Source organism: Solibacillus isronensis (assembly GCF_023715405.1).
Classification (GTDB): domain Bacteria; phylum Bacillota; class Bacilli; order Bacillales_A; family Planococcaceae; genus Solibacillus; species Solibacillus isronensis_B.
The window spans coordinates 786,193-801,188 of record NZ_JAMBOC010000001.1 but is presented as its reverse complement, the minus strand read 5'-3'; the positions used below and the strand labels follow the sequence as shown (position 1 = coordinate 801,188).

Below are 14,996 nucleotides of genomic sequence, written 5' to 3'. Positions count from 1 at the left end.
GAACATTTCGGAGAGATTTTAGAAAACTCTTATTAGAACAAATCTGCAGTTATTAGAAAATCTGAGAGTGATATTAGAACTTCTGGTCTTCCGTCAATATTTCGGACAAACGTTAAGAGACTTTTTTTGCTACCGCCCTTCGGTTGCTCTGCTTTTCATCCCTCCATGCCCAGGTCTGGGCATGGAGGGATGAAAACCCTGTAAGAGAACTTTATGAGGCATTTTGACAAACAGACTCCTGTTGATTTCTCTCAAATTGGTTTGGTGATAAATAACCGATTGTTGAATGACGTCGTCGTTCATTGTAAAAGTTTACGATATATGACTCCACGCTCTTTCTTGCTTCTTTTTTGGATTCGAAACGGTTACGATAGATCCATTCTTTTTTGATTGTGGCGTGGAAGGATTCGATACACGCATTGTCATAGGGATCTCCTTTACGACTCATGCTAATTTTAATTCCATGTTCTTTTAAAGTTCTTGTATAGCTTGTGGCACAATATTGTGCGCCTCGATCTGAATGATGAACTAATCCCTTCTCGGGTTTTCGAACTGCTAAAGCATGCTTCAAGGCTTGATCTACTAATGTTTCTTCCATATGATCTGCGATGGCCCAGCCGACGATTTTACGAGAATATAAATCCATGATTGACGCAAGATACACCCACCCCTCCAGTGTTCGGATATAAGTTATATCTGCGACCCATACTTTATTTTTCTCTTTTACTTGAAATTGACGTTTGACTAGATTCGGATAAATAAATTGATGGTGATTGGAATCCGTTGTTCGTTGAACAGTTTTCGGGATTATGGCACTTAACCCAAGGTTTCGCATCATATTCGCAATTTTCTTTTGCGAACAGACATAACCTAAACTCGCTAAGTCTTGCGCAATTCGAGGGCTACCATATGTACCAAAACTCCTCGCATACGATCGATGAATCTGACGGGCAATCTCTGTATCACGTACTTCTTTTTCCGATAAGGGCTGTATCTGTTTTTTACGCCAATCATAATACCCGCTTTTTGAAACCATCAATACTTTACACATCATCGCAATGCCAAAGTCGTTTTTATGCTTTTCAATGAAGGCATAAATCACTCGGGGTTTTTCGCGAAGATGTGCATAGCCTTTTTTAGAATTTCATTCTCTTCTTCCAAATCGCGTAACTTCTTATCAAACGCTGCCTGCAACTTATCTACTTCGCTAGAAGTAAAGTATCGTGTGACATCCTGATTTTTCGATTCACGATAATCTTTAATCCATTTATGGATCGTTGAAGACCCGATTTCAAACTTAAATGCCAGATCTGAAACTTTTGCGCCATCTTCTAAAACAGACTTTAAAATGTATTCTTTTGTTTGTGCGTCTAATCGCTTACGAGTTTGTTTTTCTTTCATGGGTTCCACGTCCTTTTTTAGATATCTTAATCTTAAAGTGTCTCTTAAGACGTGTCCATTTTTTATACTAACCTCATTCTATGGAGGTTATTTGAACATTTTGATGGTTTATTAGAATATTGAACGATTATATTAAAAGATCAGAGCTGGATATTAGAAAACTGTACCCCCAAAATAAAAACCAACTAGCCCCAGCTAGTTGGCTCAAAACTAAATGTTTTCAATTTCCTTAAATACGTCAAAAGCGCCTTCACTTTTATTTGAACAGACGACACTAACCAAACCACTTTCCGGATAATATGCTGAGTGGAAACTCACACCGGGGTCATAGCCCATCACATGGTATTTCGAGATACAATCTTCCTTCTTATCAATCCATACACCATAGCCGTAAAAACGGTCATAATCATCATCCGTATTTATATATGGCGTTAACAATTGCTGCGTTATCGCTTCGCCTAAGAGTTCAAATTTCATCAATGCTTGCCAGAAGCGATGCATATCTTCCACAGTGATAAAAGCTCCGCCGTCCGCCCCTCCTTTTACGGGAACAGAGTAAATATTCGATTTCCATGAGCCGTCTTCCTCATCAATATAGCCGAGTGCCGTATTTCGAGGCAGTGCATCCAGTTCAAAGTACCCTGACTGCTCCATTTCTGCACGCTTGAATATATTTTCCGTCACATAAACATCAAAGCCTTTGCCACTCACCTGTTCAACGACAAGACCGAGCAGTATATAGCCTGCATTATTATAATGGAAGCGCTCGCCTACTTTAAACTTCATCGGTTCAAGCTGGAACAACGGTAAAAAATCAAGGCCGTTTCGCATCAAATACATTGGCTGACTTACCCATAAATCCGCAAAATCCTCCATTACTTCTTCGTCAAAGTAATCCGGTATCCCGGCTGTATGTGTTAACAGATGGTGGATAGTTATTTCCTCATCGAATCGGGGAAATGGAATTTCCAAAATATCGGATAACTTCGAATCAAATGAAAGCTGGCCCTTCTCTGCAAGCTGACAAATCGCTACTGCTGTAAAAATTTTGCAACCGGAAGCAATCCCGAATCGCGTTTGCTCATTATTCAAAATGCTATGTGTACGATTCGCAAAACCGTCACTGTGTTGCTGTAATAAATCATTATTTCGTTTTACTAAAACATTGCCTGAAAAATCAACTTCATTCATAACTGCTATTACTTTTTCGTTTAACATATTCATTTTCATCTTACTTCCCTTCAAATTTGAATGAGTTCAGATAAAAACTGGTTAACTAATATTTTCCGAATGGTATTTTCGGAATAACAAAACTTGGCAATTTCATTTTAACATAATAGCCATTGTTCCATATATAAAAGTTTCAAATAAAAAAGGACCGCTTTTAATAGTCCCCAAAACACCCCTCTGTCTTGTCCATTTCACTTTTAGTTTACATAAAATGCTTATCGTCTGCCTAAGAAATAAGACAAAAAAAACGCAAATCCACTTACACTGGAAATGCGCTTAATTTCTATTATTACTCATTAAAATCTAAATTACTTGGTTGTTTTGGCAAATGTTCAACGTCCAGCATATTTGTTGTCGGCTCTTTTAACGTTACTTCTTCAAAACGGAAGCCATCAGCCCATACCTTTCCCTGCCCTATAAGTAAAACGCCAAAGTAAATAGAAGAACTTTCTTCCGGAACATCTAATACGATTGAATAGTGGTTCCAATTTGATGTTCCGTGTATCGATCGATTGTCCATATTGTCAAATTGAATTGTATCTCCCATGGCATTGTCAATTCGAAGCCAAGCCCCGCATTTAAAAACATTCTCTGTTTTCAGGAAACATGAAAGCTTTAACCGTTTCCCCTTATAGTCCTCCGCTTGAAAACCTTGCATCATTGTAGCAAAGTACTGCTGCTTTATATCACCTTTAGAATAAAGTAGTCCTGATTTTGTCCCTGTATGAAAAACATCTGAATCGACCGTTATTTCATATAACTCAGGGTTCGATCCACTTAAACTCCACCCTTTAACTTCTTTACTTTCATTCATTTCTTTTTCCTCCTCCATCATTTGTACGGATCGCATAAGCTTTCGATATTTTCCCGGTGGCAAGGAGTACATTTCCTTAAAAGCTCTCGTAAAGGCTTCCTGTGATTGAAAATGAAATATGAAGGCAATCGTCAATATAGATTCATTTGAATGCAGAAGAAGCATTGCAGCGGTAGCTAATCGCCGCTCACGAATATATTCACCAATTGACTTACCAGTTTCATGCTTAAAAATGCGCAATAAATGATATTTTGAATATCCAATGACTGATGGGAAAGTATCAAGTTGAATTTCTTCAGTTAGATTACTTTCAATAAATGCAATGACTCTTTGCGTTACTTCACTGTAATACAACTTGCTCACCTCACAATCATCATAACGAATGTAGAGAAGAATTTTTTGATAAATCTTGCTCAAGTTTTATATCCATATTTTAACATAAACTTTCGCATGCGATAGAAGCGAAAATTCAGTCTATTTAACGATTCGTATTTGACGAATACATGGTAATTTAGAGTTATCACAGATTGAGAGAAGGAAATGTTATGAAAATTAAACATGTTACGATGTACGCTTCAAACTTTGATGCAACAAAACAATTTTATTTAGATAACCTGCAATTCCCTATACTTTCAGAAGAACGGAATCGCTTTACAATGAATGTTGGAGAAACGGCAGTCACTTTCATAGAGGCTCCTTTGAATGAAAAGCCATTCTATCATTTTGCTTTTGATATCCCTTCAAATCAATTTGAAGAAGCGAAAGAATGGACTAAAGGAAAAGTAACATTATCGCAAGAACAAGGTGAAGATGACGTTTACTTTGAAGGGATTGATGCGAAATCGATTTACTTTGAGGACCCTGCAGGAAATATTGTAGAATTTATTTGCCGCCTTTCAGATGCTAAACAAAGTGCGGTACCGTTTACCGCTTCATCTCTTCAAAAGGTGTCGGAGATGAGTATTGTCGTAAAGGATAAATTAAAATCAGTATCAGCGTTTCATGAAGTATCTATTTTTGAACGAGACCATAAAGAAATTACGGCAGAAGGTTTAACATTTATGGGGGCACGTGAAGATGCATCCTACCTTTTATTCGTAAATGAAGGCCGCACATGGTACTTCTCAAATAAGAATGCTGATATATTCCCAGTTGAGGTTTTATTAGCGGATGGAGTATCGTTGAAAATTGATGAAAATCTGGAATTGATGAGTTCAAATCGAGTTTGAAAATGCTCACTATAATAAAACGAGCTTGGCCCTACAAGCTCGTTTGTGCAATATGTATTATACTCTTAATTACTAAATCCATATCATTGTCATCCTTAATGACAAATAAATGGTCGGCCTCCTTTTCTGTTGGATCCACTATATCTTCTTTGAGAGATTCTTCGTGCTGTCTAACAAGCAGTTCATCAAAATTTTTAATTGGACCTCTAAATATATTTGTACTTCTTTGACTATGTTTTACTCTGGAATGGAGTACATCATACGATATATCAAAGTGAACCAATATCCTTACAAAATCTTCAGCTGGGAATAAATCCTCAAGTAAATACTTTCGACCTTTGAGGCTTCGATTCGAGTTGCAAATAATAAAATGAAAATCTGTATGTTCTTTAGCATAATCGACCATCAACTTAGAGAGTGAATGTTTAAGTATATTTGGTCCTTCATCTCGTTGTAACTTCTTATAATAAGTATTAAGAAATTCAGCGTGGTTGTCTTGGTCGACTACAAAAGAATTGCTTAATTGTTCTTCTAAAGCATGAGCAAATGTAGTTTTTCCGGAATGGGTTTTGCCCACTGTTATAATTACTAATCTTTTCATATTTAAAACCTCTTTTATTAAACTTTAATATTATCCATTTCCCCTTCTATTCGTCTCACCTTTAAACATGTACCGGATGCCTTTACCTGCAAGCGGTTCATCTGTATACCTTGGTAAAACATGAAAATGAGCATGAAAAATATGCTGTCCTCCAATCTCTCCACAATTCCACCCCAGATTATATCCTTGAGGTTGGTACATCTTATCCAAGTAATCTTTGACATCTTGAAGAAGTATATATGTGGCATTCCATTCATCTATTGTTAAGTCAAACGCAGTTTCTCGATGGATTTTAGGTACTATTACGCCAGAACCTTCAAGTTGGATTCCTTTCTGTTGGGATTGTTCTAGTTGTAAAAACCAACAATGTTCATTGCTTAAAATAATATTTTGAGTTGGCTCTAATTCTGGATGACAAAATATACAATCATACATTCTGTTTCACACATCCTTACTAATTTACTATCTTGTTCTGAAATAGTTTAGCGTTTATTATGGTTTTAAAATAGAAGTAAATTCTTTTATAAAAGGAAAGTTCCCTTCATCAACTTCTACTTTCAATCGTTCTAATGCCATGATTGCTTCTTGTTTTAACTCTTCAGGGTACAGATATTTTATACTGTTCTCTTCAAATTCATCTTCGTCCACAACTTCCCAATCGTGATTTTCCCTTTTTATAAAATCTAAATCCAGATCTACAAAACTAAGCTCGTTTTGATTTAAATTTGAAGGCATTGCGACATTACAATATGCTGAAACAACGGCCCCTTCTTGAACTTCCAACGCTGCGGTAAACCATTTATTGAAAGGGAAATATTCTATTGACGTATTATTAATCGTGTAAACTTCATTTTTAGAATGATGCACTAACTTCCTCCCTGATTTGCATAAAACAAGTATGTATTCAGGTGTCGTTTCTAGTATTTCCCCTTCCCATTCATAATGAGGAATATCTGGAAACTTCAACGCTTTAATTTTCAAGATATTATTCAAATAACTCTCCTCCGAATACATTTTAAATTTAACACACTAAGTATTTTTTACTCCTATTCATATTAACATAAATTACCAAACTGAATTTATGACATTTTTGGAACTAAAAAAGCATTACCCGTCTCAAGGTAATGCTCCTCATTTTAAATCAAATATTATCATTTTTCTTTTGATGAATCAGTTGAATTAACTGATCGATTTTTTCATTTTTTTCTTGATCCAATTTTTGTTTCATTTCCATAAATTTTATCGCTTTGACAATAAAATAAATCACAAAAATAATGATAACTAAGTTAATTAGAATTGGTAACAACCCGAATAAAGCAAACACGCCCATACCACCGCCATCATATAACATTTCCACCACTCCATCTTGATAGATCCTTTTATTATATCATTAAATAAAGTAGAGGTATTAAGACTTATTGTGGCTGCGCTAATTTTTTTCCTGTTCAATAAACAGTACATTACTTTGTCTAGCTACTCTATAAATCTCGTTTTTATCTTCATATAGGAAATGCTCGTTTAATGGTATCCGAATTGAATTACCGTCATTTGATTGGTATTCGAACTGTAGTACCCTGTCATGTGCAAAGTAAAGATATTAAACGTAAGGTTCATTTGTATAGGTTACAACAACATAAAATTTAGGCATAGGAATCCATAAATGCCCTCCACTGACGCTATTTCACTCTAAATATATTCCAATTCATCCAAAAGATAATCCGTTACTCTATTAGCAAAAATCTGTTCGTTCACTTCAATATAAATAAACCGAGCTAGTATTAACTATTTTATATTTATCTCCACGACATTCCATATAAAACGATGTAGAAAGTAAGCTACTCCCCCAAAAATAAGAAGTATCAACTCGATTTTGATTAAAGACACCTGTTCCATAAGGGGGTATGCGTTGAGCGATTCGCTGAAAAAATTGACCACCAGCTCGGATCTGGATATTGATGTGAAATCCCAATCCAGAGCAGAAAAAATAGCAAAACTAAAAACCAATAGATTTTCATCTAAACCACCTTTAAAATACTTTTATGTAAGATTCCAAAGTTTGTATTCCTCGGTCTATAAGAATGCGCCTTTAGTTGAAAAATGTTAAATAAATTACAATAGCGATTACTATTATAAGAAAAAGAATTCCTGTACCTTTCCACCCTAAATCTCCGATTAAATCTTGAAATCCGCCACCATGCATAGCTGCCGGATTTCTCTTTAATTCTTGTTGCCTTAATCTTTCTCTTCTTGCTTCTGGAGTTTCTTGATCTTTATTCAATATAGATTCCTCCTACAAACAACACTCGTTTACGTTTTAACATAATTATCCAGTATAAAATTAATAATCTTTTCCACAAGTCATACAGCGATTATCTGTATCTTTTTCTCCATACATCCGAAGTTCTTTTTCTATGTTACAGACACGACATTTTTCAAATCGTATTTGAGGCAATGTACCAGCTTCTGCTAATGGGACCCATTGTTCTTCATATAATTTTTTTGTCATTCCATAGTCAATTAAAACAAGATACCCCTCTTCATTTAGCCCGTAATTTCCACTATCTTTAAAATCAAAGCCATCGAGTTCTTGATCGATGACTTCGATTGCGGTTTTTAAATCTTCCAACATTCTTGGGTCGTTCTCTAAATCAATATCGTAAGAGCAGTGATTGTGTAGAGGGAGTTGTTCATAAAAAGGCTGAACGACATATTTCTCACTCAAAAAAAGAATTGGCGCAATATGCTTCTCCAGTCCCTGCATTTCCAATGATTTGTACATTTGATCCTCATTTTTACTTTGGGCATAACCAATAGAATGTAAAAATGTTTTTATGACAATATCTTCGAAACGATAAACTTTTCTCGTTGAACCGATTCCTATCATGTCAGCTTGTTTAAGCAAACCTTCTATGTTTTCTACTACTTTAGAAATATTCATTTCTCCATCCCCGAATCATTTATGTATTTAGTTCTCGCTATTGCAAATCAAGCGCTAATCCTTTAAAAAGAATAGCGCTTGAAAACTATAGTGGGATTTTTGTTCCTTGATGGAAATGCATTTTCCACTGTCCATTGACTAATTTCCAAATTGAGCTCCTTAATGAATGCTGGTTGTTTAGCTCATTATAAATTCGATACGTTGCTAGAACGATCTCATCAGACATTAAATGTATTTCAAAATCACTCATTGTCATTTTTACGATTCCAAGAGTCGCTGCGCTAATTTCCTCATCTTTGTACAATACTTTCCCTGAGCTTCCAAATTCAAAAAAATTGTCTGAAAGTAAGTTCGTAAGCTCCTCTTTTGATGTCCGAATTTCTGGTAACAACAATTTGTTTTCTAATTGAAATAAATGTCTTTCTAATGTTGATTTATTCTCCACTTTCCAATCACCTTTTCTGTTCATGTTAATGTAAAAAGTATTATCCTAATCTGGTACAGGAATACTAGGTGATTGGCAACCATAAGAGTATGCTAGACAACTAAAACCAGACTTTTCAAGGATCGGTTTACTCATTGGACTGGCATCAACTGTCAGGAAAGAATACCCCTTCTCATAAGCTTTTTGTGCACGAACAGCCAAGAGTTTTGAATAATAACCATTGCCTCTGTATTGCGGAAGCGTTGAGCCTCCCCATAAGCTGGCAAAGGACGAATTATTCTCTAAGTACATCCAAGCAGCACTTACAAGCTGACCATCTACATAAATTCCATAAATATATAGCGAGTCCGGACTATTTTGCTTATCTCTCCATAGTCTTTCCCCAAGCTCTGTATGGGATCCATTCCAGATCGCCTCTTCTAGCACAATAACATCATGGATGCCCTGTTCATCCGTTATTTCCTTTACTGCATGCAGATCGTAATTTGTAAGAAAAGGATGACTTTCTGATAATTTCACGACCATGAGTGCTTCTTGATCATCAATCGTAAATCCCTCTTGTTTGAGTAATTCAGTCAAATTATCAGGTTTGTCATAGCTGTACACTTTCCATTCGAAACTTTGCTTAAGGTTCCCGAAAAAAGTTAGCTCCTTTCGAATTACTTCCCTTGCCGACCTTTCATTTACATTAGAAGCTAATATAAATCCGCTTTCGTTAAATTTTGAAATGTGCCGAACAACATGGTCGGTTTCTTCCCTTATAAATCCTGGTGTTACAGCTTCTTGGCGCAATTCTTTGTGAAAAAGTGAAATCCATTCGTTTTTGTCCATAGCCAGTTCCTTTCAACGCCTCAAACATTTATTACAAAAAATTGAAGCGTTTATAGATATAGTAAACTAATTATACATGTTTTTATTTAATCCTCATCAACTTCTTCTGCAATTTTATCGATTCTTTCTAACATTGGCGGATGCGTGTAACGGAACCATTTCACAAGTGCTGGCGGGTTTACTTCACTAAGACCGGCTTTTGTCAACTGTTGAAACGATGAAATCGCTGCTTCAGGGTTTTCTACAAGCTCAATAGCAAATTCATCTGCACGAATTTCCTGATAACGTGAAATCGCATTGGACAATGGGCTAGAGAAGAAAAGTAAAAATGATGAGATTAACAAAAATAACGGCAATGAATTTAAATTGCCCATTTCTTTAATTTTCAGGATCGGTCCGTAACGACGAATCATCCAAGGCATGATTTTTGCGATCAGCCAAAGTCCAATGAGCGTCATAAATATATAAACCGCGATGTTAATATAAATATCCTTCAGCAAATAATGCCCCATCTCGTGCGCCATGATAAACAGGATTTCATCATGGGTTAACCGGTTTAATGTCGTATCCCACAGCACAATCCGGGAATTGTCGCCGATTCCTGTCACATAGGCATTTAAAGCATTCGTTTTCTCCGACATATTCACTTCAAACACATGGTCTGATGGAATGTCCGCCTGCTCAGCGAGAGATAGAATTTTCGTCTCTAATTCCTTGTCTGTTAAAGGAGAAAAATCATTGTAGATCGGATCGATGACGACAGGTTGAATAAACATTAGGAAGATTGAAAACGGTACAGTCAAAGCCCATGCATAGAGCCACCATTTTTTGGGGCTTTTTCTGATAAGCCAATAAAGAACTGCTATCATGATGACCGACATCCCAAACTCCAGCCAAAAATCAATTATATTTTCCCGCATCCATGAGGAGAAAATCTGCGTACTGATCCCATAGCTTTTGCTAAGCGTATAGCGGTAATAGTCCATCGGGAATTGGAGGATGAACAACAGCAAGGACAGGAAGAACAGATACATTGTTGTTCTGAATATGGACCATTTAAATTGTTCAGCACTCCATTTCTCAAACAAACGTGAAATTCCCGTAATTAAAATAACGAAGTAAAGCAGCCATTCCAACGGCGTCGTGATAAAGAACAGGAAATTTCTTACTTTCGATAACTCCTCACTTAATAACAGCTCCTGTGTTGTAAGAAAAGTGCTTGGATCTGCTGCCGTTCCTTGAAGAGCGGCTGGAATCCCACTATTTTGTCCATGGAAAAAATACAAATACATTGCGACAACATACAGTCCAAATGCAAAAACAGCCAGTAAACCCCATTTTTTTGTCATTCCTTCTACACCTCAATTCATTCGTTACCATATCCTATTATTGAAATGTGGAAATCATTTCTATCGAGTTGGTCAATTTCAATTTTTGATGGTTCTATACATCTTGGAATCTTCATAAATTGACTCAATTTAAAATCGAATTAACAAGGAGCGCTTAATCATGTTGTTTGCTGTTCATTATTTGGAAAATAATACGCCTGTCCTAAGCCAGTGTTTGGAACGTATTCCTGAAGTAGATGAGGATTTAAAAATAAAAGGTCGTAAAGGAAAGGTTGTAAATGTTGTTCAAATCGAAGAGAGTAAATACCACGTCTATGTCGTCCTGGAAAAAGTAAATAAAAAACAAGCTTTATTAAAAGACGATAAAAAGAAAAGACGTTGATCTATGGGGAAATTGTAGGATTCAATAAAAATAAAAGTAAAAATATAACAGTTTTCTATATACCGCTCCCTCTGAAACTGCTATAATAACAGGTAAGAACATTGTTATATATGTTCCTTATCACGGTCTTGTAGCTCAGCTGGGAGAGCACCACCTCGACAAGGTGGGGGTCGCAAGTTCGAGACTTGTCGAGACCATCATTTCAAATGCCCGTAAACGTTGTTATATCAATGTTTACGGGCTTTTCCTTTTTAGGAGACTTTCTAACTTACACCTGGATTTTTGGATTTGTCCGCAATTTGTCCGCAAGATTTTTTCCAATTATTTAGTGTTATTTTGGATTGCGTTGCGTTGTAAAAAATGTCTGCAATGTCATTGTCTACATTCGGCAATAGGTGCGCATAAAACTCTAATGTAATTTTAGGGTTGGCGTGACCTAAACGCTTTGAAATTTTAACTATGTCTACACCTTCTGAAATGAGTATTGATGCATGTGTGTGACGAATATCATGAAAACGAATGTTAGGTACTTTTGTACTTTTAATAAGCCGCTTCAAGACCCGAACAACATTTCGTGGATCTTGTAAGGTCCCCGTATTCGTACAAATGACTAAGTCGTTATCTTCATATAACTGTCCAACTAATCCCTTCCACTCTTCTTGGTGCTGTTTATGCGTCCGTAATTCATTAAGCACAAATTCAGGAATCGGAATTTGACGTTTTGAGTTTTTTGTTTTCAATGTCGTAAACATATAACCACTTTTAGGGACGTCTTCTGTTTTTTCTAAACATACATAATTCCAAGTGGTAACCATTACACATACGCCTACTTACATTTTCAAATTTTCTTCCCATACGCTACCATTGCTTGCTCTACTTCTGAAAGCTCTTTACGTAATGTAAAGGCATGTATTCCTACTTTTCCTAGCACCTGTACTATCCGTTCAAATGCGTGAAGCGGATTTTCATCTACGGTTTTTTTAATTGATGTTAGCTCCATTTTTACATTGCTTAGCAATTTAAGGCGGCGTTCATGCTCTTTGTCTAAAGGAGATTGGGTCGGATTCGGTAGCATGCCAACTAACAGCTGCCATTTATCATTTTTTATCCCTTCTTTTACAGCAAGCATGTGTTGCATTTTATCAATGAGCGCGTGCAACGACAGACAAAAGGTTTTTTCCTCACTTCTTGCAAATTGGCGTTTTATCAAGCGTGCTAAATTCCCGCCTTGTGCCACCCCGACGTATGCGCCGACCACCGGGAATATAATCGCACCTGCTCCCGGTAAGAGCACGGAGCCAACTGCGCCAAGTGCCAATTTTCCTGTAGCTGCGAGTGCGGTACGGCTTACTGTGTCCGTTACGACATTACGTGTTACTGTTTTAAGTGTAATACCATCCTTGCGCATGCGCTTTGCATTCGTATATGTACTAACCCCCGCAGCAATCCAAGGAATTTGAAAATCGAGTAATTCCTCTGCGTGCTGCAATGTTTTTTGAGTATCTACCAACACTTGTTCACGTGAAACGGAACTGGTCATAACTAAAGGATTGTCCGTGTAATAAGCACCTAGCTCTTCATTGACGATTACCGGTGTATCCGGATACTTTTCTAAATGTGTTTCTACAATTTGTTTATCTTGTCCACACTTCACTTGAAATGGCTGACCATCCACGAGCAAATCCCAGCCAGGCTGATTGGACGTTTCAGGAAACGACACATCATGTCCTACTGCAATTAGCTGTTGTGCAATCATTTGCTCGGCTACATACCCTTGTAGCTGTGCCATGTCTCCGGTAGCAACCGTTGTATCGATTGTGTTGGAGAATTTTGACAGATGAAATAAATGTGATAAATCTTCTGCCCTTGCAAAATCAATGCCTTTGACGACGGTTGGATCAATCATCAGATAATCATACAAAAATTCCCCTGCGCTAATCCCAGTAATCGCATTCGTTTCAGAAATACCGCGCAATAAGGCCCCTTTCTTTTTAGGTTTTTGTCCTAATGAGCAGTTTAGCGCCTTTTCAAACTCCCCAGCACGCCAATGTTGCCAAAATTGTTCATTTTTAATCATTTATATCCTCACTCAATATCCTTTAAGCCGTAACAAGTTTTTTGATATTGTTTCAATTCTTTTTCGATTTGTTCAATCTGATTTGAATAGCTAACCACTTCAAGATTTAATTGCAAGTACTGATCATTTGCCTGTTTGATTTCTTCACGCAGACTAGTTAGCTCTTCTATTACACCGTTTATTTTTTCACATTGTGATTTAAGTTTGCTCGGCTGCATCGAGATTACTTCCCATACACGTTCATTTTCTTTTGTAGCTAGTTTACCTTCAATTTTTTTGAGTTCATTTTTTTCAGATACATTGGACATAGTACCTTTAATCAAATTCCAAAAACCAACTTGAAGATTATTCGCAGCAATTTTCCCTAATTGATGTTGAATTCGCTCATTCAACTTATTGATTTCTACTGTTTGAATTTGATAGCGAGTGGATTGTTCATCTATCGGAATCGACGTACTTTCATTTTTTATAGCAGCAAAAGCTGTATCGAACTCCATTTCTTGATTATTTAAACAATTAGTTAGTTCATACTTTAACTTTAAGCTTTGATTACATTGTTCTCGGTAATTATTTCGCAGTGTATTTAGATTTTGTATACGCTGTTTATATGCCTGTTGTTGCTCATAATACTTCGACCATTCGGTAATAAACGGCGCATAATCCACCTGGTCTGCTTCATCCATAACAGCCGGCAACAACAGCTGAACAACGCCAATCGGTACAAAAGAAAGCTTCATTTTATCGTTTTGCTTTTTCAATAGATAGCCACCACCGGCCATAATTGCAGCAATACCAATCGGTCCTGTCAGAATCGATAAGGCGGATGTCGCAAAAATATAGGCGCCAAAAGGTAAGGTAATTCCTACAAGGCCAAAGAGCGCCGCCATTGTAGACGTTAACGTCGTAAAGGCTGTAAAACCGGCTACTTCCACGATAATCGCTAATACAACAACCGACCCTTGCGATAGGACCAGCTGCTTCACTGTCTTACTTGTTAACTCATCTAGTTGTAATTTTTCTTTAATTTCACGCTGCTTTTGCTCTGGCAAGCTCGCGATAAATTGCTCGATTTGTTCAACAAAATCATCCGTTTGCTCTGGTGACATTTCTTTTAAGCTTTCATCAAAGGATTGAAATACTTTGTGCATTTGATATTTGACAAGTAGCACCGCTTCCAAGTCATTTTGTCCTACGACAAAAGCTTGATAATCCTTATCTTGTTTCAATTGCAACTCATGCGCTTTTTCTACAATTTGTTGGCATGCATAGTCAATCTCTGTTTTTAAATTAAAATGTGCGCCATTAATTTTTAATTGCTTAAGCAAATATAAAAATAAGCGTACTTGTAGTTCTTCATCTGAATATGTATCTAATCGCTTAATTTCCTTTTGTAAATTTCCATTAAAATGATCTCCGTCCTTGTCGAACAAGTCTTTCGCCTTCGCAACAATCATTTCATGCATTTTGGTTTCCACTAAAAGCGCATATACTAGACGCAGCTCATCCCCTTTTGACTGAAGCAATCCTTGAGCTAAAATTTTCCCATCCAATTCAATTCCTCTTTCTGTAAAACTATAATATCTTCATTTTTACTATATTATAAAGCGTTGATAACCTACTATTTCAATATTCTCCATTAAAAACAATATAATAGTTAATATTCTAATTCTACACAGAATATAATTTATCGTTCATTTGA

At 36.5% G+C, this 14,996-nt stretch carries 18 protein-coding genes and 1 tRNA gene; 3 read left to right on the top strand and 16 right to left on the bottom strand.

Annotated features, from left to right (window positions below):
• Positions 1-211: 211 nt before the first annotated feature.
• The 4 genes from M3166_RS04120 to M3166_RS04105 form a co-directional block, all read right to left on the bottom strand.
• Positions 212-1,102 (bottom strand): IS3 family transposase, encoded by an 891-nt coding sequence (locus M3166_RS04120; protein WP_251687583.1) that lies wholly within the window; start codon positions 1,100-1,102, stop codon positions 212-214.
• Entirely contained in the window at positions 1,099-1,401 is a 303-nt protein-coding gene (locus M3166_RS04115) for a transposase (RefSeq protein ID WP_014822792.1), read from the bottom strand. The genes M3166_RS04120 and M3166_RS04115 overlap by 4 nt, the downstream gene beginning before the upstream one ends.
• A 210-nt stretch (positions 1,402-1,611) precedes the next feature.
• Positions 1,612-2,631 (bottom strand): serine hydrolase domain-containing protein, encoded by a 1,020-nt coding sequence (locus tag M3166_RS04110; protein WP_251687581.1) that lies wholly within the window; start codon positions 2,629-2,631, stop codon positions 1,612-1,614.
• Between the two features lie 289 nt (positions 2,632-2,920).
• Positions 2,921-3,799, bottom strand: a complete 879-nt coding sequence (locus M3166_RS04105; RefSeq protein ID WP_251690008.1) for a helix-turn-helix domain-containing protein — start codon at positions 3,797-3,799, stop codon at positions 2,921-2,923.
• A 191-nt stretch (positions 3,800-3,990) separates the two neighbouring features.
• Between M3166_RS04105 and M3166_RS04100 the strand changes: the two genes are divergently transcribed.
• Positions 3,991-4,674 (top strand): VOC family protein, encoded by a 684-nt coding sequence (locus tag M3166_RS04100; protein WP_251687579.1) that lies wholly within the window; start codon positions 3,991-3,993, stop codon positions 4,672-4,674.
• 31 nt (positions 4,675-4,705) lie between these two features.
• On the opposite strand, the gene M3166_RS04095 is transcribed toward M3166_RS04100, so the two are convergent.
• From M3166_RS04095 to M3166_RS04055, 9 genes are all read right to left on the bottom strand, one after another.
• A complete protein-coding gene (locus M3166_RS04095) occupies positions 4,706-5,275 on the bottom strand; it encodes an AAA family ATPase (RefSeq protein WP_251687577.1) in 570 nt (189 codons plus the stop codon).
• A 30-nt stretch (positions 5,276-5,305) separates the two neighbouring features.
• Entirely contained in the window at positions 5,306-5,710 is a 405-nt protein-coding gene (locus M3166_RS04090; RefSeq protein WP_251687575.1) for an HIT family protein, read from the bottom strand.
• 57 nt (positions 5,711-5,767) lie between these two features.
• Positions 5,768-6,268, bottom strand: coding sequence for a DUF402 domain-containing protein (locus M3166_RS04085; protein WP_251687573.1), 501 nt, complete (start codon positions 6,266-6,268; stop codon positions 5,768-5,770).
• 148 nt (positions 6,269-6,416) lie between these two features.
• Positions 6,417-6,626: a hypothetical protein gene (locus M3166_RS04080; protein ID WP_251687572.1), complete on the bottom strand. Its 210-nt coding sequence runs from the start codon at positions 6,624-6,626 to the stop codon at positions 6,417-6,419.
• Positions 6,627-7,361: 735 nt separating this feature from the next.
• Positions 7,362-7,553, bottom strand: a complete 192-nt coding sequence (locus M3166_RS04075) for a DUF6366 family protein (protein ID WP_251687570.1) — start codon at positions 7,551-7,553, stop codon at positions 7,362-7,364.
• A gap of 60 nt (positions 7,554-7,613) precedes the next feature.
• On the bottom strand, positions 7,614-8,213 hold the full coding sequence (locus M3166_RS04070; protein ID WP_251687568.1) for a protein kinase: 600 nt from the start codon (positions 8,211-8,213) through the stop codon (positions 7,614-7,616).
• 85 nt (positions 8,214-8,298) lie between these two features.
• Entirely contained in the window at positions 8,299-8,658 is a 360-nt protein-coding gene (locus M3166_RS04065; protein ID WP_251687566.1) for a DUF4440 domain-containing protein, read from the bottom strand.
• Between the two features lie 45 nt (positions 8,659-8,703).
• Complete coding sequence (locus tag M3166_RS04060; RefSeq protein ID WP_251687564.1) at positions 8,704-9,489, bottom strand: GNAT family N-acetyltransferase; 786 nt, start codon at positions 9,487-9,489, stop codon at positions 8,704-8,706.
• Between the two features lie 86 nt (positions 9,490-9,575).
• A complete protein-coding gene (locus M3166_RS04055; protein WP_251687561.1) occupies positions 9,576-10,838 on the bottom strand; it encodes a M48 family metallopeptidase in 1,263 nt (420 codons plus the stop codon).
• Between the two features lie 160 nt (positions 10,839-10,998).
• On the opposite strand from M3166_RS04055, the gene M3166_RS04050 reads away from it, so the two are divergent.
• Together M3166_RS04050 and M3166_RS04045 are read left to right on the top strand one after the other, a co-directional pair.
• On the top strand, positions 10,999-11,220 hold the full coding sequence (locus M3166_RS04050) for a hypothetical protein (RefSeq protein ID WP_251687559.1): 222 nt from the start codon (positions 10,999-11,001) through the stop codon (positions 11,218-11,220).
• A gap of 124 nt (positions 11,221-11,344) precedes the next feature.
• Positions 11,345-11,417, top strand: a tRNA-Val gene (locus M3166_RS04045).
• A 66-nt stretch (positions 11,418-11,483) separates the two neighbouring features.
• On the opposite strand, the gene M3166_RS04040 is transcribed toward M3166_RS04045, so the two are convergent.
• From M3166_RS04040 to M3166_RS04030, 3 genes are read right to left on the bottom strand one after another with little or no spacing between them, the layout of a single operon-like run.
• Entirely contained in the window at positions 11,484-12,035 is a 552-nt protein-coding gene (locus tag M3166_RS04040) for a site-specific integrase (protein WP_251687557.1), read from the bottom strand.
• 23 nt (positions 12,036-12,058) lie between these two features.
• On the bottom strand, positions 12,059-13,297 hold the full coding sequence (locus M3166_RS04035) for a hypothetical protein (protein WP_251687555.1): 1,239 nt from the start codon (positions 13,295-13,297) through the stop codon (positions 12,059-12,061).
• An 8-nt stretch (positions 13,298-13,305) separates the two neighbouring features.
• Positions 13,306-14,847, bottom strand: coding sequence for a hypothetical protein (locus M3166_RS04030; RefSeq protein WP_251687553.1), 1,542 nt, complete (start codon positions 14,845-14,847; stop codon positions 13,306-13,308).
• Between the last annotated feature and the right edge of the window lie 149 nt (positions 14,848-14,996).

Coding starts and splice junctions, on each gene's coding strand:
- M3166_RS04070 (WP_251687568.1), bottom strand. CDS start 8,213: ATGAATATTTCTAAAGTAGTAGAAAACATAGAAGGTTTGCTTAAACAA.
- M3166_RS04055 (WP_251687561.1), bottom strand. CDS start 10,838: ATGACAAAAAAATGGGGTTTACTGGCTGTTTTTGCATTTGGACTGTAT.
- M3166_RS04115 (WP_014822792.1), bottom strand. CDS start 1,401: ATGAAAGAAAAACAAACTCGTAAGCGATTAGACGCACAAACAAAAGAA.
- M3166_RS04090 (WP_251687575.1), bottom strand. CDS start 5,710: ATGTATGATTGTATATTTTGTCATCCAGAATTAGAGCCAACTCAAAAT.
- M3166_RS04040 (WP_251687557.1), bottom strand. CDS start 12,035: ATGGTTACCACTTGGAATTATGTATGTTTAGAAAAAACAGAAGACGTC.
- M3166_RS04110 (WP_251687581.1), bottom strand. CDS start 2,631: ATGAAAATGAATATGTTAAACGAAAAAGTAATAGCAGTTATGAATGAA.
- M3166_RS04050 (WP_251687559.1), top strand. CDS start 10,999: ATGTTGTTTGCTGTTCATTATTTGGAAAATAATACGCCTGTCCTAAGC.
- M3166_RS04080 (WP_251687572.1), bottom strand. CDS start 6,626: ATGTTATATGATGGCGGTGGTATGGGCGTGTTTGCTTTATTCGGGTTG.
- M3166_RS04100 (WP_251687579.1), top strand. CDS start 3,991: ATGAAAATTAAACATGTTACGATGTACGCTTCAAACTTTGATGCAACA.
- M3166_RS04060 (WP_251687564.1), bottom strand. CDS start 9,489: ATGGACAAAAACGAATGGATTTCACTTTTTCACAAAGAATTGCGCCAA.
- M3166_RS04035 (WP_251687555.1), bottom strand. CDS start 13,297: ATGATTAAAAATGAACAATTTTGGCAACATTGGCGTGCTGGGGAGTTT.
- M3166_RS04095 (WP_251687577.1), bottom strand. CDS start 5,275: ATGAAAAGATTAGTAATTATAACAGTGGGCAAAACCCATTCCGGAAAA.